The organism is Labedaea rhizosphaerae (genome assembly GCF_004362825.1).
Classification (GTDB): Bacteria; Actinomycetota; Actinomycetes; order Mycobacteriales; family Pseudonocardiaceae; genus Labedaea; species Labedaea rhizosphaerae.
The window spans coordinates 186,050-207,603 of the sequence record NZ_SNXZ01000002.1 but is presented as its reverse complement, the minus strand read 5'-3'; the positions used below and the strand labels follow the sequence as shown (position 1 = coordinate 207,603).

At 70.4% G+C, this 21,554-nt stretch carries 16 protein-coding genes; 13 read left to right on the top strand and 3 right to left on the bottom strand.

Going from position 1 to position 21,554, the window contains the following annotated elements:
* The first annotated feature begins 33 nt into the window (after positions 1-33).
* From EV186_RS10540 to EV186_RS10510, 7 genes are all read left to right on the top strand, one after another.
* A complete protein-coding gene (locus tag EV186_RS10540; protein ID WP_133849058.1) occupies positions 34-1,257 on the top strand; it encodes an acyl-CoA dehydrogenase family protein in 1,224 nt (407 codons plus the stop codon).
* A 46-nt stretch (positions 1,258-1,303) separates the two neighbouring features.
* On the top strand, positions 1,304-2,278 hold the full coding sequence (locus EV186_RS10535) for a DUF1702 family protein (RefSeq protein ID WP_208115551.1): 975 nt from the start codon (positions 1,304-1,306) through the stop codon (positions 2,276-2,278).
* The gene (locus EV186_RS10530) at positions 2,275-4,200 is read left to right on the top strand and encodes a CRTAC1 family protein (protein ID WP_133849057.1); all 1,926 of its coding nucleotides are present in this window, start codon (positions 2,275-2,277) and stop codon (positions 4,198-4,200) included. The genes EV186_RS10535 and EV186_RS10530 overlap by 4 nt, the downstream gene beginning before the upstream one ends.
* Positions 4,201-4,206: 6 nt before the next feature.
* Entirely contained in the window at positions 4,207-5,199 is a 993-nt protein-coding gene (locus EV186_RS10525; protein ID WP_133849056.1) for an enediyne biosynthesis protein, read from the top strand.
* A 76-nt stretch (positions 5,200-5,275) separates the two neighbouring features.
* Positions 5,276-11,080, top strand: a complete 5,805-nt coding sequence (locus EV186_RS10520) for a type I polyketide synthase (RefSeq protein ID WP_133849055.1) — start codon at positions 5,276-5,278, stop codon at positions 11,078-11,080.
* Between the two features lie 2 nt (positions 11,081-11,082).
* Complete coding sequence (locus EV186_RS10515; RefSeq protein ID WP_133850171.1) at positions 11,083-11,526, top strand: acyl-CoA thioesterase; 444 nt, start codon at positions 11,083-11,085, stop codon at positions 11,524-11,526.
* Entirely contained in the window at positions 11,523-12,092 is a 570-nt protein-coding gene (locus tag EV186_RS10510; protein WP_133849054.1) for a flavin reductase family protein, read from the top strand. Before EV186_RS10515 ends, EV186_RS10510 begins: the two co-directional genes overlap by 4 nt.
* On the opposite strand, the gene EV186_RS10505 is transcribed toward EV186_RS10510, so the two are convergent.
* On the bottom strand, positions 12,041-13,057 hold the full coding sequence (locus EV186_RS10505) for an alpha/beta hydrolase (RefSeq protein ID WP_133849053.1): 1,017 nt from the start codon (positions 13,055-13,057) through the stop codon (positions 12,041-12,043). The two genes, EV186_RS10510 and EV186_RS10505, sit on opposite strands and share 52 nt — an antisense overlap.
* A gap of 127 nt (positions 13,058-13,184) precedes the next feature.
* On the opposite strand from EV186_RS10505, the gene EV186_RS10500 reads away from it, so the two are divergent.
* Together EV186_RS10500 and EV186_RS10495 are read left to right on the top strand one after the other, a co-directional pair.
* Entirely contained in the window at positions 13,185-14,435 is a 1,251-nt protein-coding gene (locus EV186_RS10500; RefSeq protein ID WP_166659107.1) for an ABC1 kinase family protein, read from the top strand.
* Positions 14,436-14,449: 14 nt separating this feature from the next.
* Positions 14,450-15,910 (top strand): tryptophan 7-halogenase, encoded by a 1,461-nt coding sequence (locus EV186_RS10495; protein WP_133849051.1) that lies wholly within the window; start codon positions 14,450-14,452, stop codon positions 15,908-15,910.
* 91 nt (positions 15,911-16,001) lie between these two features.
* On the opposite strand, the gene EV186_RS10490 is transcribed toward EV186_RS10495, so the two are convergent.
* Positions 16,002-16,694, bottom strand: coding sequence for a winged helix-turn-helix transcriptional regulator (locus EV186_RS10490; protein ID WP_133849050.1), 693 nt, complete (start codon positions 16,692-16,694; stop codon positions 16,002-16,004).
* 182 nt (positions 16,695-16,876) lie between these two features.
* Between EV186_RS10490 and EV186_RS10485 the strand changes: the two genes are divergently transcribed.
* The 4 genes from EV186_RS10485 (at position 16,877) to EV186_RS10470 (ending at position 20,175) form a co-directional block, all read left to right on the top strand.
* Positions 16,877-17,212, top strand: a complete 336-nt coding sequence (locus EV186_RS10485; RefSeq protein WP_133849049.1) for an ArsR/SmtB family transcription factor — start codon at positions 16,877-16,879, stop codon at positions 17,210-17,212.
* Positions 17,209-17,688 (top strand): SRPBCC family protein, encoded by a 480-nt coding sequence (locus EV186_RS10480; protein ID WP_133849048.1) that lies wholly within the window; start codon positions 17,209-17,211, stop codon positions 17,686-17,688. The genes EV186_RS10485 and EV186_RS10480 overlap by 4 nt, the downstream gene beginning before the upstream one ends.
* Before the next feature lie 87 nt (positions 17,689-17,775).
* Positions 17,776-19,221: a DHA2 family efflux MFS transporter permease subunit gene (locus EV186_RS10475; protein WP_133849047.1), complete on the top strand. Its 1,446-nt coding sequence runs from the start codon at positions 17,776-17,778 to the stop codon at positions 19,219-19,221.
* 138 nt (positions 19,222-19,359) lie between these two features.
* Positions 19,360-20,175 carry a class I SAM-dependent methyltransferase gene (locus tag EV186_RS10470; protein WP_166659106.1) on the top strand — a complete coding sequence of 272 codons (816 nt, stop codon included), beginning with the start codon at positions 19,360-19,362 and terminating at the stop codon, positions 20,173-20,175.
* Positions 20,176-20,468: 293 nt separating this feature from the next.
* On the opposite strand, the gene EV186_RS10465 is transcribed toward EV186_RS10470, so the two are convergent.
* A complete protein-coding gene (locus tag EV186_RS10465) occupies positions 20,469-21,458 on the bottom strand; it encodes a ParB/RepB/Spo0J family partition protein (RefSeq protein ID WP_166659105.1) in 990 nt (329 codons plus the stop codon).
* Positions 21,459-21,554 lie beyond the last annotated feature (96 nt).

Here is a 21,554-nt window from a genome sequence, read left to right as displayed (position 1 = left end):
CCTGTCTCGGCACCCCCGGAACGGAGTTACCTCATGGCACTCGCCCCTGCCCTCGACCTCGACTGGCAGACCGCGCCGCGCGACCCAGCGGCGTGGCTGGCCAGGGCCCGCCAGGTGGCGGAGGTCCTCGCGGTGGACGCCGCGGCTCGCGACCGCGCCGGCACCGCGCCGCACGAGCAGGTCAAGATCCTCAAGGATGCGGGCCTGGTGACGGTGCTGGGCCGGCCCGAGCACGGTGGTGGCGGCCAGAGCTGGGCGACGGCGTTGCGGTTGCTGCGCGAGGTGTCCACTGCGGACGGTTCGGTCGGTCAATTGCTCGGCTACCACTACCTGTGGGCGTGGGCCGTGCGCTTCTTCGGCACGCCCGAGCAGATCGACGAGTTCGAGGAGCGCTACACCCGCGCCAACCTGTTCTTCGGCGGCGCGATCAACCCGCGGGACAAGGACGTCACGGTCACCGACGACGGCGACACCCTGCGCCTCAACGGCCGCAAGTCCTTCGCCTCCGGCAGCGCGGTCTCCGACCTCACCTGCCTGATGGGCACGCTGCCCGACGGTCGGCCGGCGTTCGTCATCGTCGACTCCAACACCCCCGGGCTGGTCTACAACCACGACTGGGACAACATGGGCCAGCGCCAGACCGAGTCCGGCAGCATGACGCTGACCGACGTGATCGCGCCGTGGAGCGCGGCCATCGGCTACCGGGACAAGCAGATCGCGCCGCTGGTCTACAACAGCCTGTCGCTGCTGACCCTGCAGCTGATCATGACGAACCTCTACCAGGGCATCGCCGAGGGCGCGGTGGCCGAGGCGGGGGAGTACACCCGGACGACCACGCGCCCGTGGCCCTACGGCGGTGACAACAAGGAATCCGCGTCCGAGGAGTGGTACATCCTCGAGGCCTACGGCGACTTCCGGTCAAAGCTGTGGGCCACCGCCGCGCTGATCGACGCGGTGAACGACGAGCTCTCGCAGCTGCTGCACGCGGAACGCGAGTCGGTGACCATGGACCAGCGCGGCCACGTCGCCGTGCGGATCTCCGCCGCCAAGCAACGCATCATCAAGGACGGGCTGGAGATCACGACGCGGATCTTCGACGTCATGGGCGCACGGTCCACTTCGGCCCGGTACGGCTTCGACCGCTTCTGGCGCAACCTGCGCACGCACAGCCTGCACGACCCCGTGGCCTACAAGCAGCGCGAGGTCGGCCGGTTCCAGCTGCTGGGCGAGTTCCCCGAGCCGAGCTTCTACACCTGAGCCGCCCCGCGACCGACGGACCCGACGACCCGGCTTGGAGACCACCGTGACCAGCTTCCTGCGTGCCGCGCGGCGCAAGCTCCTGACCCCCAGCACGTCGCAAACCCTGTTGTCGGTACGGGGTTTCCACGTCAAGGACGAGCAGTCGCGCGACCTGCTGCAGTCGATCGGCGGCTACTTCCTCGAGGGGTACGGCTACGCGGCCGAGTCGGCCAAGGGCCGGCACGCGGAGGTCGGCCTGGAACGGGTCCCGCCGCGCTTTCGCGGGTTCGCCTACGAGGGCGCGGCCATGGGCTTCGCCATGGTGGACGGCTTCTTCGGCGGGCACCGGCTCTCGCAGTACCTCGACGGGCGGGCCCAGGACCACATCTACATGGCCTACGTCGGCATCGGCTGGGCGATGGCGCGGCTGCCGCGGTTGCGTTGGCCGCGCCTGGACTTCGACCCGCTGCTGCGGTGGCTGGTCCTGGACGGCTACGGCTTCCACCAGGCCTACTTCCGCACGCCGCGCTACATCGGTGAGCGCTACCGCGAGCCGCGGTTCCCGTGGCCGGGCGACGACCCGGGCGGGTACGCCGGGCGCGCGATCGACCAGGGCATCGGGCGCGCGCTGTGGTTCGTCGCGGGCACCGACCCGGCGGTGGTGACGACCGAGATCGGCCGGTTCCCCGAGTCGCGGCGCGCGGACCTCTTCGCCGGCACCGGGCTCGCGGCGACCTACGCCGGCGGTGCCGGCGAGGCCGAACTGCGCGAGCTGCGCCGGCTCGCGAAGCCGTACCGGCGCGAGTTGGCGCAGGGCTCGGCGTTCGCCGCCGAGGCGGCCCGGCGCGCCGGGATCGACGCCACGCACGCGGAGCTCGGCACGCGGGTGTTCTGCGACGCCACCGTGGCCGAGGCCGCGAAGGTCGTCATCAACACCATGCCCGACGCGCACGCCGCTGCCACTTTGGGCGACCCGCCCGCCTACGAGGTGTGGCGCCGCCGCATCGCCGACGAGTTCGTGTCCTGTGGGAGGTCATGACCGTGTCCCGACGCTTGCTCAGCCGCAACCTCACCGCGGTGGTCGCCGTGGTGCTGATGGTCGCGGCGTTCCTGGTGGTGCGCCTGCCGAGCGCCCCTGCCGCCGACCTGACGGGCGTGGCCGGCCGCTACGCCTTCACGCCGATGGCGATCGCCGAGCCGGGCGGCTACCCGCAGCAGACCATCCGCAAGGTCAACCAGGCCTACCAGCACATCGACGCGTGGATCTCGTCGGTGGGCGCCGGGATCGCCATGGACGACCTCGACGGTGACGGCCTGGCCAACGACCTGTGCGTCACCGACCCGCGCATCGACCAGGTGGTCGTGACCCCGGCGCCGGGCGCGAAGGCCGACCGGTACCTGCCATTCGCGTTGAACGCGGCGCCGCTGCCGATGGACCACACGATGGCCCCGATGGGCTGCGTGCCCGACGACTTCAACGAAGACGGCAAGATGGACCTGCTCGTCTACTACTGGGGCCGCACGCCGATCGTGTTCCTGGCCAAGGCGAGCGCCGGCGCCGAGGATGCCCTGCGGTACACGCCGGTCGAGCTGGTGCCGGCCAAGCCCGGCCGCGGCTACACCGGTCCACAATGGAATTCCAACGCGGCCGCGGTCGACGACTTCGACGGTGACGGCCACATCGACATCTACATCGGCAACTACTTCCCGGACGGCCCGGTCCTCGACCCGGCCAAGGACGGCGACGTCTGGATGAACAAGTCGTTGTCCAACGCCAGCAACGGCGGGGCCGACGCCATCCTGCGCTGGACCGGGGCCACCGGCGGCGACCGGCCTACGATCGCCTACCAGGAGCAGAACGCGTTGCCGGACAAGGTGTCCCGCGGCTGGGTGCTCGGTGCCGGGGCCAACGACCTGGACGGCGACCAACTCCCGGAGCTGTACCTCGCGCAGGACCACGGCCGGGACACGTTGCTCTACAACACCTCCAATCCCGGCCACATCTCCTTCGCCGAGGTCGAGGGCAGCCGCACCCCCGGGCAGCCCAAGTCGATGCAGCTCGGCCTGGACTCGTTCAAGGGCATGGGCATCGACTTCGCCGATCTCAACCACGACGGCATGTACGACATGTTCGTCAGCAACATCACCACGACGTTCGGCGTGCAGGAGAGCAACTTCCAGTGGATGGCCACGGCCAAGAACGACGCCGACATGCGGGCGCAGCTGCGGGCCGGTGACGCGCCCTACAAGAATGCCAGCGCGGAGTCGGGCACCGCGTGGTCGGGCTGGGGCTGGGACGCCAAGTTCGGCGACTTCGACAACAGCGGCGACCCGGCGATCGTGCAGACCACCGGGTTCGTCAAGGGCTACCGCAACCGCTGGCCGCAGCTGCAGGAGCTGGCGATGGCCAACGACCAGGTGGTCGACAACCCCGCGTGGTGGCCGAACTTCCGGGCCGGCGACGACGTCGCGGGCGACCAGCGGCTGCACTTCTACGCCCGCAGCGGCGACGGCAAGTACCTCGACGTCGCCGGGCAGCTGGGGCTCGCGATCCCGATCCCGACCCGCGGCGTGGCCACGGGCGACGCCGACGGCGACGGCCGGCTGGACTTCGCCGTGGCCCGCCAGTGGGACGCGCCGGTCTTCTACCACAACGACAGCTCGACCACGGGCGCCTTCCTGGGGCTGCGGATCACGCGCGACAACGGGTCGCCCGCCGTCGGCACCCAGGTGACGATCAAGGCCGCGGACGGACGGGAGCAGCTGCAGCGCGTCGACGGCGGCAGCGGCCACTCCGGCAAGCGCAGCCACGAGGTCCACTTCGGACTCGGTACGCAGCCGGGCCCCGTGGCGGTCCACCTGCGCTGGCGCGATCGCGCCGGGCAGGTGCACGACCAGGACATGCAACTGAACCCCGGCTGGCACGCCATCCAGCTCGGTGGCACGGCCGAGGAAAGGTGATCGCAGATGCTGGAGAAGAAGCCCGCCCCTTCGCGGCACAACCCGAAGGTCGTCAAGGCGCTGCGCAACTTCGCGATCTCGATCAGCGTGTTCAACATCCTGGGGTACACGGTCTTCGGGTTCGAACAGCCGTGGCTGTGGCCGATCATCGCGGTGCTCACCGCGTACGTGCTGGAGACCGGGCTCGAGCTGCTGGGCGCACGGATCGAGGACCGCGCGCCGCGGTTCCGGGGCAACGGCGTGAAGGGCGTGCTGGAGTTCTACTACCCGGCGCACATCACGGCGCTCGCGGTGAACATGCTGATCTACGTCAACGACAAGATCGGCGTGATGATCTTCGGGGTCATCGTCGCGGTCGGCGCCAAGTGGGTGCTGCGCGCGCCGGTACGCGGGCGGATGCGGCACTTCATGAACCCGTCGAACCTCGGCATCACGGTCATCTTGCTGCTCTTCCCGTGGGCCGCGATCGCCCAGCCCTACGAGTTCACCGAGCACATCGACGGCATCTGGGACTGGGTCGTGCCGGTGGCGATCCTCGCCGCGGGCACGATGCTGAACTCGAAGCTGACCGGGCGCATGTGGTTGATCGGCGCGTGGGTGCTCACCTTCGCGCTGCAGGCGATCGTGCGCGGGTTGTTCTTCGACACCGCCATCGTCGGCGGACTCGCGCCCATGACCGGTGTCGCGTTCATCCTGTTCACCAACTACATGATCACCGACCCGGGCACGACGCCGTCGAAGCCAGGCTCGCAGGTGGCCTTCGGCGCGGGCGTGGCGGTGCTGTACGGCTTCTTCACCGCGGTCGGCATCGCCTACGGCTTGTTCTTCGCCACCACGCTCGTCTGCGCGATCCGCGGCACCTTCCTGTGGTCGCTGCACTTCGTGGCCAAGGCGGCGGACGCCCGCGCGGCTGAGGAGGCCGAACAGGTGGAGACCGCCATCGCGCCGGAGCCGGTGAACAACCACCCGGTGCACGTCGAGAAGGTCGTGCGGGCATGAGCGAAGCTTGCGAGCGAATCATGTATGCCATGCGCCGTGGGGGTCGGGCACGGTCTCGCGTCAGCGAGGCGATCGCATGAACGAGGCAGCGCGGATCGCGATCGTCGGCATGGCCTGCCGGTACCCCGACGCGAACTCGCCCCGCCAGCTCTGGGAGAACGCGCTGGCCGGGCGGCGGGCGTTCCGGCGGATGCCCGACGAGCGCCTGCGCCTCGACGACTACTGGCACGCCGACCCGACGGTCCCGGACCGCGTCTACTCCCGCAACGCCGCCGTGCTGGAGGGCTACGCGTTCGACCGGGTCGGGCACAAGATCGCCGGGAGCACGTACCGGGCCACCGACCTGACCCACTGGCTCGCCCTCGACGTGGCGGGCCAGGCCCTGGCCGACGCGGGTTTCCCCAGCGCGGAGGGGTTGCCGCGCGATCGCACCGGCGTCGTGATCGGCAACACCCTGACCGGTGAGTTCAGCCGGTCGACGCTCATGCGGCTGCGCTGGCCGTACGTGCGGCGTGTCGTGGCGACCGCGCTGGCCGAGGAAGGCTGGGACGACGCCAGGATCGGGCAGTTCCTCAAGGAGCTGGAGAAGGGCTACAAGAAGCCGTTCCCGGTCGTCGACGAGGACAGCCTCGCCGGTGGCCTCTCCAACACGATCGCCGGCCGGATCTGCAACTACTTCGACTTCCACGGCGGCGGGTACACAGTGGACGGTGCGTGCTCGTCGTCCCTGCTGGCCGTCACCACGATCGCGGAATCGCTGCTGCGCCACGACATCGACGTCGGCCTGGCCGGCGGTGTCGACCTGTCCCTCGACCCCTTCGAACTCGTCGGGTTCGCCAAGACCGGTGCGCTCGCGCGCTCGGAGATGCGGGTCTACGACCGGCGCTCCAACGGGTTCTGGCCCGGCGAGGGCTGCGGGATGGTCGTGCTCATGCGCGCGCAGGACGCGCTCGCCGGGCAGCACCGCGTCTACGCCGAACTCGCCGGGTGGGGGATCTCCTCGGACGGGCAGGGCGGGATCACCCGCCCGGAGGTCTCCGGCTACCGGCTCGCGCTGCGCAAGGCCTACGAGCGTGCGGGATTCGGCATCGACACCGTCGGCTACTTCGAGGGCCACGGCACCGGCACCGAGGTGGGCGACCGGACGGAGCTGACCGCGCTGAGCGACGCGCGGATCGCGGCCGCCGAACACGGCCCGGTGGCCGCGATCGGCTCGGTCAAGGGGATGATCGGCCACACGAAGGCCGCCGCCGGGGTCGCCGGCCTGATCAAGGCGACGATGGCCGTCCACGACCGCGTGCTGCCGCCGACGGTCGGGTGCGAGGACCCGCACCCGCTCTTCGCCGAGAAAAAGGTCCTGCGGGCATTGCGGTCCGCCGAGCCGTGGCCGGGCGAGGTGCCGGTGCGCGCCGGGGTGACGTCGATGGGGTTCGGCGGCATCAACACCCACGTGGTCGTCGAAGGGACCCCGGCATCGCGTCGCACGCTGCCGCTGCCCGCGCCCGCGCAGGACGCCGAACTGCTCGTCGCCGACGCCGCGTCGCCCGCGGAACTGGCCGAACGGCTCACGAGCCTGGCCGAGTTCACCGCACAGCTCGCCTACGCCGAACTCGGCGACCTCAGCGGGCAGCTGATCCGCGAGCTGACCGGCGGCCCCTATCGGGCGGCCGTCGTCGTGTCGTCCCCCGAGGAAGCGGTACGCCGGCTCACCGCGGCGGCCGAGGCGCTGAGCCGGGACGAGACCTCGTTCACCGCGGACGACCGGGTGTTCCTGGGCCACGCGCGTGGCCCTGCCCGCATCGGATTCCTCTTCCCCGGCCAGGGTTCCGGCAGCGGGATCACCGGGGGAGCGCTCAGCCGGCGCTTCGCCAAGGCGCGCGAGGTCTTCGACGCCCTGGACTTGCCGGAGCAGCTGGACTCAGTCGACACAGTCGACACAGTGGACACGGCTGTTGCGCAGCCGCGCATCGTCGCCGGTTCCCTTGCCGGGCTGCGGGTGCTGGCGGCGCTGGGCATCGACGCGGTCGTCGCCGTCGGGCACAGCCTCGGCGAGCTCACCGCCCTCGCGTGGTCGGGCGCGATGGACGAGACGACCGTGCTGGACGTCGTGTCGGACCGCGGCCGGATCATGGCGGAGCTGGCCAACGCCGGGACCATGGCGAGCGTGAACGCGCCACCCGAGGTGGTCACGCCGCTCATCGGCGACCAGGCGGTGGTCATCTCCGGGTACAACAGCCCGCAGCACACCGTCGTCGCCGGTGCCGCGACCGCCGTCGCGGCGGTCGGCCGGGACGCGGTCGCCGCCGGCCTGCGGTGGACGCCCCTGGCGGTCTCCCACGCCTTCCACTCACCGCTCGTCGCGCCCGCCGCGGCGCCGTTCGCCGAGCAGCTCGCGCGCCGGCGCTTCGGCAAGGTCGCCCGCCGCGTGGTCTCCACCGTGACCGGGGAGGCACTGCCACCCGACACCGAGCTGCGGGCGCTGCTGCACCGCCAGATCACCGAGCCGGTCCTGTTCGCCCCGGCGGTCGCGGTGGCGGCCAAGGACGTCGACCTGTTCCTGGAGGTCGGGCCGGGCCAGGTGCTGAGCTACCTGGCCAAGGCGGGCACCGGCGTGCCCGCGATCGCCTTGGACACCGACAGCGAGTCGCTGTCCGGGTTGCTCGCCGCGGCCGGCGCGGCGTTCGTGGCCGGTGCGCCGGTGGTGTTCGACGAACTGCTGCGGGGGCGGCTCCTGCGCCCGTTGCGCATCGGTGCCGAGCTGAAGTTCCTGGCCAACCCCTGCGAGTCGGCCCCCGTGCGGGTGGCGGCGGCGGTCGAGGAGGCCACCCGCGCCGAGGACACCGCGTCCGCCGCCGATGCCGCGAGCGGGCTGCTGGACGGTCCCAGCACGATCGAAGCGCTGCGGCACCTGTTCGTCGAACGCACCGAGTTGCCTTCGGCGGCCGTGTCCGACGACAGCCACCTGCTCGACGACCTGCACCTGAGTTCCATCACCGTCGGGCAGGTCGTGACCCAGGTCGGCCAGCAGCTGGGCCTGCCGCCGCTGCAGGAGCCGATCAACTTCGCGACCGCGACCCTGCGCGAGGTGGCCGACGCGCTCACCACGCTCGCCAAGACGGCGCAGTCGTCGGACAAGGCGGTCACGGACACCGTGGCCGGTGCCGCGCCGTGGGTGCGGGCGTTCGTCGTGCACGCCGAGTCCGCGGCCGCGCCGGTGCGGGTGCCGGCCGAGCCGAACGGTGCCTGGGAAGTCTTTGCCGCCCAAGGCGAAGCCTTCGCACGGGAGCTGGGTGCCGCGCTCGAGCACGCCGAGGTCGGTCCCGGCGTGCTGGCCTACCTGCGGCCGGGCTGCACGGAGGACGAACTGGAGCACGCGCTCGACGCGGCCAAGGCGGTCACCACCCGCGACCCCGCCACCAAGTTCGTGCTGGTGCACCACGACCGCGGTGCCGCGGGCCTGGCGAAGACCCTGCGGCTGGAGGACCCGCTCCGGTCGGTCACGATCGTCCGGTTGCCGGTCGACGGGTTCGACCCCGCGCGGGCGGTCGAGGACGTCGTGGCCGAGGTCGCGGCGACGATCGGGTTCGCCGAGGTCTGGTACGACGACGGGACCCGCCGGATCCCGACCCTGCGTGCGACGCCGGTGCGACCGGCCCGTCGTCGCGCCCCGATCGGCGCGGGTGATGTTGTCCTCGTGACCGGCGGGGGCAAGGGCATCACGGCCGAGTGCGCGCTCGCCGTTGCCGAGACGACCGGCGCCGCGCTGGCCATCCTCGGCCGGACCAGCCCCGCCGACGACCTCGACCTGGCCGCGAACCTCAAGCGCATCGCGGCCCGCGGGATCAAGGTGCACTACGCCCGCGCCGACATCACCGACCTCGGGCAACTGCGTGCCGGGCTGGCCGAGCTGGTCGACCGCACCGGCCCGATCACCGCGCTGCTGCACGGTGCGGGCCGCAACGAGCCGTCGCTGATCGGCGGCATCGACATGGCGGCGTTCCGGCGGATCCTCAGCCCCAAGGTCGACGGTTTCCGCACCGTCCTGTCCGCTGTGGACACCGCGAAGCTGAAGCTCGTCGTGACGTTCGGCAGCATCATCGGCCGGGCGGGGCTGCGCGGCGAGGCGCACTACGCGACGGCGAACGAGTGGCTCGCGGACCTGACCGCCGAGTTCGCCGCGAGCCACCCGCACTGCCACACCTTGTGCCTGGAGTGGTCGGTGTGGTCCGGCGTGGGCATGGGGGAGCGGCTCGCGGTCGTGGAGAGCCTCGCCCGCGACGGGATCACCCCGATCACGCCGGACTTCGGCGCCGAGGTGGTGGGCCGGCTGGTGCTGGACCCGGACGCCGAGCCGGTGCAGGTGATCATGGGCCGGGTCGGCAAGGCGCAGACGGTGGCGCTGGAGCGATCCCCGCTGCCGCTGCTGCGGTTCGTCGACCGGGCGTTGCTGCGCTACCACGGCGTCGAGATGGTCAGCGAGGTGGAGCTGAACACCGGCACCGACCCGTACCTGCTCGACCACGCCCTCGCCGGCGACCTGCTCTTCCCCGCGGTCATGGGCATGGAGGCGATGACCCAGGTGGCGGTCGCCGCGTTCGGTGCCGACCGGGACACCCGCCCGCTCATCGAGGACGCCGAGTTCCTGCGGGCGATCGTCGTGCCCCACAACGGCACGACGACGATCCGCATCGCGGCCACCGTGGTCGACAGCACCGCCGACGGCGCGGGCGTCGTCGAGGTGGCGATCCGCACGGCCGAGACCGACTTCGCCATCGACCACTTCCGCGCCAAGGTCGTGTTCGGAGCGGAGGGAGTCCTCGACGGCACGCCGCACTGGCGCGACGACGCCGACGACCTGCCGGTCGACCTGGACCCGGCGAGCCTGTACGCGGACATGCTGTTCCAGGGTGAGCGGTTCCAGCGTCTGCACGCCTACTACCGGGTCTCCGCCCGGCACGTGGACGCCGAGGTCGAGACCCGCTGGGACATGGGCTGGTTCGCCCCGTTCCTGCCGAGGGACCTGCTGCTCGGCGACCCGGGGATGCGGGACGCGCTGATGCACGGCAACCAGGTGTGCGTCCCGCACGCGACCCTGCTGCCGCTGGGCGTCGACCGGATCCACCCGTACACCGAGTTGCCCGAGGGGTCCGCGCTCGTGCGGTTCTGCGCCACGGAGCGCTCCCACGACGGCGACACCTACGTCTACGACGTCGTGGTGCGCACACCGGACGGCACCATCGTCGAGCGCTGGGAAGGCTTGCGGCTGCGGGCGGTGCGCAAGCAGGGCGGGCGGCAGCAGTGGCACCCGGCGCTGCTCGGCCCGTACGTCGAACGCCGGATCGGCGAGCTGCTCGCCACCACGGCCGCCGTCGGCGTCATCCCGGACACCGCCGGGGCACTGCGCCGGGCCAACACGCGCTCGTCGGTGCGCGGGCTGCTCGGGCGGGACATCGAGATCCACTACCGGCCCGATGGGCGACCCGAGCTCGACTCCGGGCAGCGCCTGGCCGTCTCGCACGCGGCGGGCGTCACCATGTGCGTGGTCGACGACGCCACCACCGGCTGTGACCTCGAGGTGGTCACGAAGCGACCGGCCGAGCAGTGGCGCGGGCTGCTCGGCGCCCACGCCGCGTTGCTCTCGCCGGTGATGGCCCAGGCAGGCGGCTCGATCGACGAGGCGGGCACCCGCATCTGGTCGGCGGTGGAGAGCCTGCGCAAGGCCGGCCTGCCCATCCGGACACCGCTCACCCTCCTGTCCGCCACAGTGGACAGTTGGACGGTGTTCGGCTGCGGCCGCGGCCGGGTCGCCACGCTGCTCACCGGCCTGGCCGGCCTGCCGGACCCGGTGGTCGTCGCCGTCTACGCCGAAGGGGGAGCGTGATCGTGCCCGCCTACTACGAGTACCGCCACGTCGTCGGGTTCGAGGAGACCAACCTCGTCGGCAACGTCTACTACGTGAACTACCTGAGCTGGCAGGGCCGCTGCCGCGAGATGTTCCTCAAGGACCACGCACCCGCGGTGCTGGGCGACCTGCGCGCCGGGCTGAAGTTGTTCACCCTCAAGGTCGAGTGCGAGTTCTTCGCGGAGATCACGGCGTTCGACGAGCTGTCGATCCGGATGCGGCTGATCGAGCTGCAGAACACCCAGCTCGAGTTCGGCTTCGACTACCTGCGCCTCGACGGCGGCGGTGAGTCGATGATCGCCCGTGGCCGGCAACGGGTGGCGTGCATGCGAGGTGCGGGCGCCGCGGTCGTGCCGACACCGGTGCCGGCCGCGCTGGCGGACGCGCTGCGCCCGTACGGGCGGCCGGTGGGAAGCCGGTCATGACCCTCGATCCCGCCCGGCGCAAGGAGTTGCGGCGCGCCCTGGGCGCGTTCGGCACCGGCGTCACGGTCGTCACGACTGGCGGGCCGGAGCCGCACGCGATGACCGCCAACACCTTCACGTCGGTGTCGCTGGACCCCGAACTCGTGCTGGTGTGCGTCGACCGGACCGCGGTCATGTTCCACAAGCTCGACACCGACGCGTTCGGGGTGTCGGTGCTGGGCGCGGATCAGGAGGACCTGGCCCGCTACTTCGCCGACACCTCGCGACCGCTCGGCGCCGCGCAGTTCGAGGGCGTGGACGTGGTTCCCGGTGCCCTCACCTCGGTGCCCCTGCTGGCGGGCGCGGTCGCCACGTTCGAGTGCCTGCGGTGGCGGTGCTACGACGGCGGCGACCACGCGATCGTGCTGGGCCGGCTGGTGTCCTTCCAGCGCGACCCCGCGAAGGAGCCGCTGATGTTCTACGGCGGCGCCTTCCGCGGGCTCGCGCCCCGCTCGGTTCAAGCTGCTCAGGCTACTCAGGCCATCGGGGACAGGCGCTCGACGAGCCACGCCAGCGACATCGGGTAGCGGTGGTCGATACCGTTGTGCTTGCCGGGGAACAGTTCGAAGTGCACGACCTCGTCCGGTACGCCCGCCTCGGCCAGGGCCGCGCGGAACGCCTGCGCCCCGATGTCGAGCCAGTGCTCGTCCTGCGTGCCGCCGTCGACCCAGATCCCGCGCATCGTGCGCAGCGCGTCGGCGTGGTCCGGCACCATCTTCACCGGGTCCCAGGCCAGCCACCGCTGCCAGACCTCCTGGCGCAGCAGGCCGGTGGCCGGGTCGAAGGGCAGCTCCGGGGTGCCGTCCGGGCGGGCCGAGAGGCACGCCGACATCCCGTAGATGATCAGCAGTGACGGGTCCTCCGGCTTGGCGAACCGGCCCCGCTGCCGGAACTCCGCCCACCACTTCTCGATGTCCCCGCCGTAGGCGCGCAGGAACCGCACGCACATCGGGAACTTCGCGAAGCAGGTGAACTCGAACATGGCGTCGCCCGCGTGCGTGGCGAACCCGCCGAAGAGATCCGGGCGGAGCATCGACGTCACCATGGCGCCGAACCCGCCGCTGGACTTGCCCGACACACCACGGGATTCCCGCTGCGGGAGGGTGCGGTAGTGCCGGTCGACCCACGGCACGACCTCCTCGCACAGGTAGGTGTGGTAGCGGCCGGTGCCGGCCGAGTCGACGAACTGGCTGCCGCCGTAAGTGGTCCACGTGTCGACGAAGACCATGATCGCGGGCGGTGCGCTGCCCTCGGCCATCATGCGGTCGGCGACGGTGATGAAGGGCTCCTGGAACGGGAAGTGGTTCCACCACATCGGCAACTGGCCCATGTACCCCTGCAACAGGTAGACCGACGGGTACCGCCGCGCGCCCTCGTCGTAGCCGGGTGGCGTGTAGACCCACAACGGCCGATCCGCGCTGTCGCCAAGCGGGTTGTCCCGCAGCGCTTCGCTCGCGAAGGTGTGCTCGTCCAGCCTGCCGTTCAACGACACGGGAACTCCTCGATTGGAAAGCGATCTGAGCGGGTTATGACAGCATCCTGTGGCCGTTATGATCGGCGCAAGACATCGTTTCGATCAGCGATTTGTCATTCAATTCCGCTCTCCGGTCTGGAGCAGGATGAATCAGTTTTCCGTTCGCCGCGTGCTGCGCGTGACCTGGTTGGTGGTCGCGGCCGCCCCTCGGCTGCTGGCCGCGTTCGCCGGGCCGCGCGAGCGTCGTCGCGGCCGGGTCGCCGCCGAGCTCTGCGGTCTGCTCGAACGTGCCGGAGGTGCGTTCATCAAGGCGGGTCAGCTCATCGGCACCCGGGTCGACCTGATCGGCGAGACGATGGCCCGGTCGTTGAGCAAACTGCAGGACGAGGTGGCCGGCATGACCGCGGCCGAACTCGCGCAGGCCCTGCGTGACGCGCCCGAACCGGTACGCCGCCACGTGCTCGAGGCCGGGTCACCGGTGGCGAGCGGGTCGATCGCCTCGGTGTACCGGGTGCGGATCGGCGACCGCGTGCTCGCCGTGAAGGTGCTCCGGCCCGGCGTCCGCACGGTGATCGCCGCCGACATGGCGATCCTGCGCGCCGGGGCGGCGTTCGCGGCGCACCTGCCCGGGTTCCGGCGCGCGCCGCTGGCCGACATCATGGACCAGCTCGGGGAAAGCCTGGTGGCGCAGACGGATTTCGTCGCCGAGGCCGAGAACCTGGAGCGGCTGCGCGCGCACCTCGCCGTGGTGGCGGGTGTCGCCGTGCCGGCGGTGGTGCGGGAGCTCTGCGCCGAGGGCGTCATCACGATGGAGTTCATCGACGACCTGCGGCACGGGTCGATCGAACTGCTCCCGGTGACCGCCCGCGAGGCCGGTGTCGCGACGCTGGTCCGCGCGACGTACCGGTTGTTGTTCGTCGCCGGGTTCGTGCACGCGGACCTGCACCAGGGCAACACGTACTTCCGCGCCGACGGCACGATCGTCGTGCTCGACGCCGGGTTCACCTACCAGCTCAGCCCGGCCGCGCGACGCAGCTTCACCGAGTTCTTCGCGGGCATGATCCGCGCGGACGGCGAGGCGTGCGCGGACATCCTGTACGGCACGGTGCGCGGCGCGGCCCCCGGCGCCGACGTCGGCGCGTTCCGCCGCGACATCGCAGAGCTGGTCATGCGCAACACCGGCAACGCCGTGCGTGATTTCAGCCTGCCCAAGTTCTGCTTCGAGTTGTTCGCGGTGCAACGCAGGCACGGCCTGTACGCCGAACCAGCCTTCATTTTCCCGATGCTGTGCCTGCTCAGTCTCGAAGGCGTTGTCAAAGCGCACCACCCCGCGATGGAATTCCAAATCGAGGCGGCGCCGTTCGTGATGCAGGGAATGCTCGCCGACCAAGCCTGAAAAGGAGAAACCCAATGACGACGACCGATTGGGACGTGATCGTGGTCGGCGGCGGGCCGGGCGGCTCGACCGCGGCCACCGTGACCGCATTGGACGGTCACCGGGTCCTCCTGCTGGAGCGGGGCACGTTGCCGCGCTACCAGATCGGCGAATCGCTGCTGCCGTCGACGATCCACGGCGTGCTCCCGGTGCTCGGCGTGCGCGAGGAGGTCGAGGCGGCCGGCTTCGTGCGCAAGAACGGCGGCACGTTCCGCTGGGGGACGAGCCCGGAGCCGTGGTCGTTCTGGTTCAACGCCTCGCCGGGGATGGTCGAGCTCGGCGCCTACGGCTACCAGGTCGAGCGGATGAAGTTCGACGACATCCTGCTGCGCAACGCGCGCGCCAAGGGCGTCGACGTCCGCCAGAACCACCGGGTGACCGGCGTGCTCGAGGAGGGCGACCGGGTCACCGGCGTGCGGTTCACCGACGCCGATGGGGTGGCCCACGAGGCCACCGCGAAGTACGTGGTCGACGCGTCCGGCAACGGCAGCCGCATCCACACCGCGGTCGGCGGGCAGCGCGAGTACTCGGAGTTCTTCCGCAACATCGCGGTGTTCTCCTACTTCGAGGGCGCCGGCCGGCTGCCCGAACCGCACAGCGGCAACATCCTCTCGGCCGCCTTCGACCGGGGCTGGATCTGGTTCATCCCGTTGAGCGACACGCTCACCAGCGTCGGCGTCGTGGTCAGTGTGCGTGACGCCGAGGCCATCCAGGCCAACCCGGACGCCGCCCTGCACGCGATGATCGACCAGTGCCCGGTGGTGCGCCAGTACCTGCGCGACGCCAAGCGGTCGACCACCGCGCCCTACGACGAGGTCCGGGTCCGCCGCGACTACTCCTACGAGCGCACGAAGCTGTCGCGGCCGGGCATGGTCGTCGTCGGTGACGCGGCGATGTTCATCGACCCGGTGTTCTCCTCCGGCGTGCACCTGTCCACCTACAGCGCGCTGCTGGCCGCACGGGCCATCAACACCACGCTCGCGGGCCTGGCCGACGAGGCGGCCTGCTTCGCCGAGTTCGACAGCCGCTACCGCCGCGAGTTCGCCGTGTTCCGCGACTTCCTGGTGGCGTTCTACAAGATGAACGTCGACGAGCGGTCCTACTTCTGGGAGGCCAAGCGGATCGCGCACCACGACGGTTCGGTGCTGGAGGCGTTCGTGGACCTCGTCGGCGGGATGATGCCCGCCGACCTGAAGCGCCCGAGTGCGCTGCCGCCCGAGGCGCGCAACATGCCCATCCCGCCGGCGATGGTCGGCGCGGTCGGCATGAGCATGGAGATGGGCATCCGCGACATGAACGGCACGCTGGGGGCGTCCCCGGTGCCCATGCCGCCGATGACCGCCGGGCTGTTGCCGACGGCTGACGGGCTGCGGTGGGAGGTCCCGCAGGGTTGGGCGGCCGACGAGACCGCGCGGGCACACGCCCCCGGCGCCTGACCGACGACAAACCGCCCGGTCCGTGGTGTCACCGGACCGGGCGGTTTCCCATGCGCAAAACGCGGCGAAGGCTTGGCGGCGAACGGAAGTGTCAACCGGCCAGGTTCGACACCTTGGACCCGGTGGGCTCGATGCCGAGCCCCAGCATGGCCGAGCAGCGCTGGATCACGTCGATGTCGCCGTCCATCCGGATGGTGCCCTTGACCAGCGCCTCCAACGGGCTGATCATCCGGGCGCCGATCCGGATGAAGGTCTCGGCGTCCGTGGTGATCGTCAGGTCCGGGCGCGGCGGTCGCCTGCGGGAGTAGCTGACGTGCCCGCGGTCGACCTCGATGGTGAAGTTGCGGTCGCCGACCTCGAACAGGTACTGCTCGTGGCGGTCGTGGGGGATGTGGTCCGGACGGACCATCGCCTGCACGGCAAGGAATCCCCAGTCGGCCCGGACCGTGCCGTGCGCGTCGCGCTCGTGCAGGAACGGCATGCCCCACCGGGCCAAGCCGAGCACGGGCTGGCGGAGCTCCTCGCCCCGCGCGGTGAGCCGGTAGTACCGGCCGCGCAGGTCATCCGGTACCGGCACCTGGACGACGATCCCGTTCTTCTCCAAGGACCGCAGCCGCTCGGTCAGCAGGTTGGGGCCGATGCCGCGCAGGCTCTCCAGCAACTCGGAGAAGCGCGCGGTGTCGATGAGCAATTCGCGGATGATCAGCAGGGTCCAGCGTTCGCCGAGGATGTTGAGCCCGGCGGCGAGTCCGCAGAACTGGCCGTAATCGCGCTTGATGGTCATCTCTGGCCCTCCGACGAAATGCGGGTCGCGGGACAACGAAGGACGATACGCGGACGCCGGTGACACTTCCCGGTGCTCAGTTGATCACCGGTCGAGCGCGTGCGACGAGGGCGATCCCGGTCGGTGTCCGGCGTGACTTTCCGTCTTGATCCGGCTACTCGGTAAGTCTACCATGACCGTTCGTGGAGACTGACGGATACGCGGGCCTGGGGTCGCTCGGCGACCCGCGCAGGCGCGCGATCTTCGAGCTGTTGGCTCGGAGACCGAGTTCCGTCGGTGAGCTGGCAGCCGTGTTGCCGATCAGCAGGCCTGCGGTGTCGCAGCACCTCAAAGTCCTGCTCGACGGCGGTCTCGTCGTGTGCGAGGTCGAGGGGACCAGGCACGTCTACCGGCTCAACCCCGAAGGCGTGGACGCTCTGCGTGCCTATCTGGACCGCATATGGGATGACGCTTTGCGGACTTTTCAGAAGGCCGCCGAGCGCGGCCACGACCAGAGTTGGACAGGAGCAAAGGTATGAGTAGCCAAGCCACGATCCCGGCGATCCAAGGCTCGGTCACGATCAACTCGTCGATCGACGACGCGTTCCGGGTCTTCACCGAATCGTTCGGGAGCTGGTGGCCGGCGGCGTACCACATCGGCAAGTCGGACATGGTCGATGCGGTCATCGAGCCGCGGCAAGGCGGCCGTTGGTACGAGAAGGGCCAGGACGGCACGGAGTGCGATTGGGGGCGCGTCCTGTTGTGGGAGCCCCCGAACCACCTCGTGATCACCTGGCAGATCAACGGCATGTGGCAGTTCGACCCGGACCCCGAGCACGCCAGCGAGGTGGACATCCAGTTCACCGCCGAGGGCCCCGAGGTGACCCGGGTCGACGTGGAGCACCGCCACTTCGAACGGCTCGTCGCGGCGCAAGGCGTGCACGAAGGCCTGCGCAACGGTGGTGGCTGGAAGGCCCTGCTGGACGCCTACTCGGCCTTGGCCAACAAGGAATAACAGAACCTCGTACGACTCGACCGATCGTCTCGCGTGGACGACCGGCCATGGTCGCGCGCCCGGATCACATCGGTTAGAGGAGCAGAGATGGACACGATGGCCGGAAAACCGGCGTTGTCGACGAATCGGGGCTGGACCGTCGCATTGGGGTCGATCGCCTCGTTCATGATCGGTTTGGACGTGCTGGTCATCATGACCGCAGTGTCCACTTTGCACACGGAGTTCGGCACCGACGCCGCGGGCATCGGCTGGACCATCAACGCCTACGAGATCGGGTTCGCGGCGCTGATCCTGACCGGCTCGGCGATCGGTGACCGGTACGGCCGCAAGTCGATGTTCATGCTCGGCGTCGCGTGGTTCACGCTCGGCTCGATGTGGTGCGCCCTGAGCCACAGCATCGAGATGCTCGTGATCGCCCGCGCGTTCCAGGGCCTGGGCGGCGGTATCGCGACCGCGTTGGCGCTGGCCGTGATCACGGCGTCGACCCCGCCGCAGAAGCGTGGTGCCGTGTTCGGCATCTGGGGTGCCGTGATGGGCATGGCGATCGCGGTCGGCCCGCTGGTCGGCGGCACGATCATCCAGTACATCAACTGGCAGTGGTGCTTCTGGGTCAACGTGCCCATCGGCGTGGTCGTCATCGCGCTCAGCTGGTTCAAGATCGGCGAGAGCAAGGGCAGCGCGCACCCCATCGACGTCCTCGGCGTCGTGCTGTCCACCGCCGGTGTCGTCTCGCTGGCCCAGGCGTTGCTGCGGGGCGGCGAGGTCGGCTGGGGCTCGCCCACGATCGTCGGCGGCCTGATCCTCGGCGTCGTCCTGCTGATCGCGTTCGTGTTCTGGCAGCGGCGCGCGACCGCACCCATGATGCCGCTGGAGATGTTCCGCAACCTGAGCTTCTCCGGCGGGTGCGGGGTCAGCTTCACGCTGGGCGCGGGCCTGTTCGGCAACGCGTTCCTCTTCGCGCAGTACCTGCAGCTGGCGTTGCACAACGACCCGCTCGGGGTCGGGCTGCGGCTGCTGCCGTGGGTGGCGCTCGCACCGCTGGTCGCGCCTGTCGCCGGCATCCTGGCCGACAAGATCGGTGAGCGGCCGATCGTGTTCGTGGCGGTCGTGTTGTTCGCGGCGGCCTTCTTCGCGATCGGCCCGATGGTCAAGTCGGGCGCGACCTACGGCAGCCTGGTGCTCCCGTTGATCGCCGCCGGGATCGGTGTTGCCGCGTTGTTCCCGGTGCTGGCGGCCGCGGTCATGCGTGGCATGGATCCCCAGCGCCTCGGCGTGGCCTCCGGCGTCAGCAACACGATCCGGCAGGTCGGTGGCGTGTTCGGCGTCGCCATCGCCGTCGCGGTGTTCACCTCGTTCGGTGGCTACCGCTCACCGCAGCAGTTCGTCGACGGCTTCACCCCGGCCGTGATCGTGCTCGCGGCCATCACGCTGGCCGGCCTCATCCCCGCGTTCCTGATCCGGCCGCGGGCCAAGGACGCCGGCCCGGCGGCCACCGCGGTCGCGGACCAGCCGGCCGCGGAGCGGACCGCATAAGCCACCCGCCCCACCGAATTCGACCCCGGCTTGACCGAGCCGGGGTCGAATTCGTTTGTTTGACGGACGTGACTTTTTGCCCGGAGAATGTGGAACGGCTTTGACAACAATTTAATTTCTGCACTCGAGGAGTCGGGAATGACCGCAGTGCCGGACCGGGCGAGTGGGATGCGGGCCTTGTGGAGTGCGGCCGACTACCACCGCATCGCGGTGCGGGATGCCTACGTCAGCGAATTGCTCGTCCGCGCGGTCGACGTCCACCCGGGAGAGCGGGTGCTCGACGTGGCGGCGGGATCGGGGAACACCGCCATCGCCGCCGCGCGGCGCGGCGCCGACGTGACCGCTACGGACATCGTGTCCTCGGCGCTGGAGACGGCCGTGCACCGCGCCGCGGTGGACGGCCTCGACCTCTGGATGGAGATCGCCGACGCGCAGCACCTGCCCTTTCCCGACCGGAGCTTCCACGCGGTGCTGTCCACCTTCGGCGTCATCTACGCACCGGACCACCAGCGCACCGCCGACGAACTCGTGCGGGTCTGCCGCCCCGGCGGGCGGATCGGCCTGGCGAACTGGACGCCGACCGGCCTGGTCGGCAAGCTGCACGCCCTCATGACCGAGGCGGTCACCGCGCCGCCGGCGGCGGCCAAGGCGCCCTGCGGACCCGCGACGCTGTGGGGGACCGAAGGGCACTGCCGGGAGCTGTTCGGCAACCGCGTCGAGCTGACCACGACGGTCCGGGTGCACGAGCTGTGCGCGCTCACCGGCGAGACGCAGGTCGAGCTGCTGCTCAAGTACATGCCGCCCTGGCGCGGTGCCTACAACGCGATGCCGCCGGGCCAGCAACGGGCCGTGTTCGACGCCGCGGTGGCCGAGTTCGACCGGGCCAACCGGGCGCAGGACGGCACGAGCATCGCGGCCGCGGAATACCTCGAGGTCGTCGCGACGGTGAAGTGAAACACCGAAGCCCCAGTATCACGTCCGGTCACGGACGCCGTCGAATCCAATTCGTCAAACACGGTTCCCAAGAAGTAGGACGTCCTGGGCGGCCGAATCGGATACCTGGCAATGGTGTCGGACGGGTAATCCGTCCGGCCGAATCGCACCTACGCTCCGCATTGTCCGAGTCGTGATCCCAGGGCCAACCGGGGGCCGACGCCGGTCATTCACCGGACAAAGCCGGAAACCCGTCACGTCGACCCGGCGAATCCGCGTCGGCGACCACGCCCTGTCATCGGATGAGCCGGGTCTCAAAGGTTGAGGTTTTCCACGTCGGCGGCGAACCGCAACCACAGCTGGGCACACTGACGGGCGAGCTTGCTCACGGAGTCCGTGCAGTGCGGCGGCACGGCCCGGACGTGCTCGGCCCAACCGCCCCGCACCAGGTAGGCGTGCAGGAATCGGAGCAGTTCCCGGCCGCTTTCCGAATGCCGCAGCGCGGGGTCCCGGGTCAGGTTGTGCAAGATCGACAGGTCGATTTGCTCGGCCGGCACGGTCTCGCGCGCCTTGCGTTTCCCGTCCTGGCACGGCCGCTCCACGCCGTTGTTCGACGAATGCATCCGGGGCGCCGGGCGGTGGTTGCCGGACCGTTGCTGGGTCAGCAGCGGGCTCTCGCCGTTGCGGATCCGCTTGCGCACGTCGTGCGCCGTGCCCACCGAAATCCCGGCGCTCGCCGCGATCTCGCGAAGCGACGCTTCCGGTCGCTCGCGAAGGATCTCCGCGGCCCGGCGACGGCCCGTTTCGCGATTCAGCGGGCGCACCCGGCCGTCGGCGCCAAGGCGGCTGCTCAACTGCGGATCTTCCGGAGTTGATCGTCGATTTCGCACTGAACTGACGGTCTTGTCGGAGAGGCCGACGTAGCCGGCGATCGCCCGGTCGGACAGGTGCGGGAACGCGTCGATGATGCGGTGCGCGGCCGCGGTGCGGTCGGCGAGGGTGAGCGGCAGGCCGTGGGCGATGTTCTCCTTCACCGCCCAGATGAACGCCTCCTGCTCGTCGCCTTCGAAGAACCGCACCCGAATCGTGTCGGCGCCGGAGAGTTGGGCGGCGCGCAGCCGGTGCATGCCGTCGATGACCCGCATGGTCTGCCGGTGGACGAGAATCGGCGGCACGGTGGAATCCATCTCGGCCAGCCTTCGGCAGTGTTCCTCGTCCACGCCTTCCAGCCGCGGCGAGTCGCCGGGGACCAAGGATTCGATTGACACCAATTCGACGTCCGGCAGACTTCCGCGAGTGCTCATCGGATTTCCTTCGTGCGGCAGGTGTGAAATTTCCATGGCGGTTTCCGCGCAGGTTTGTCTGAAGGCATTTCATCCGGCGCTGGGCGCGCGGGATGG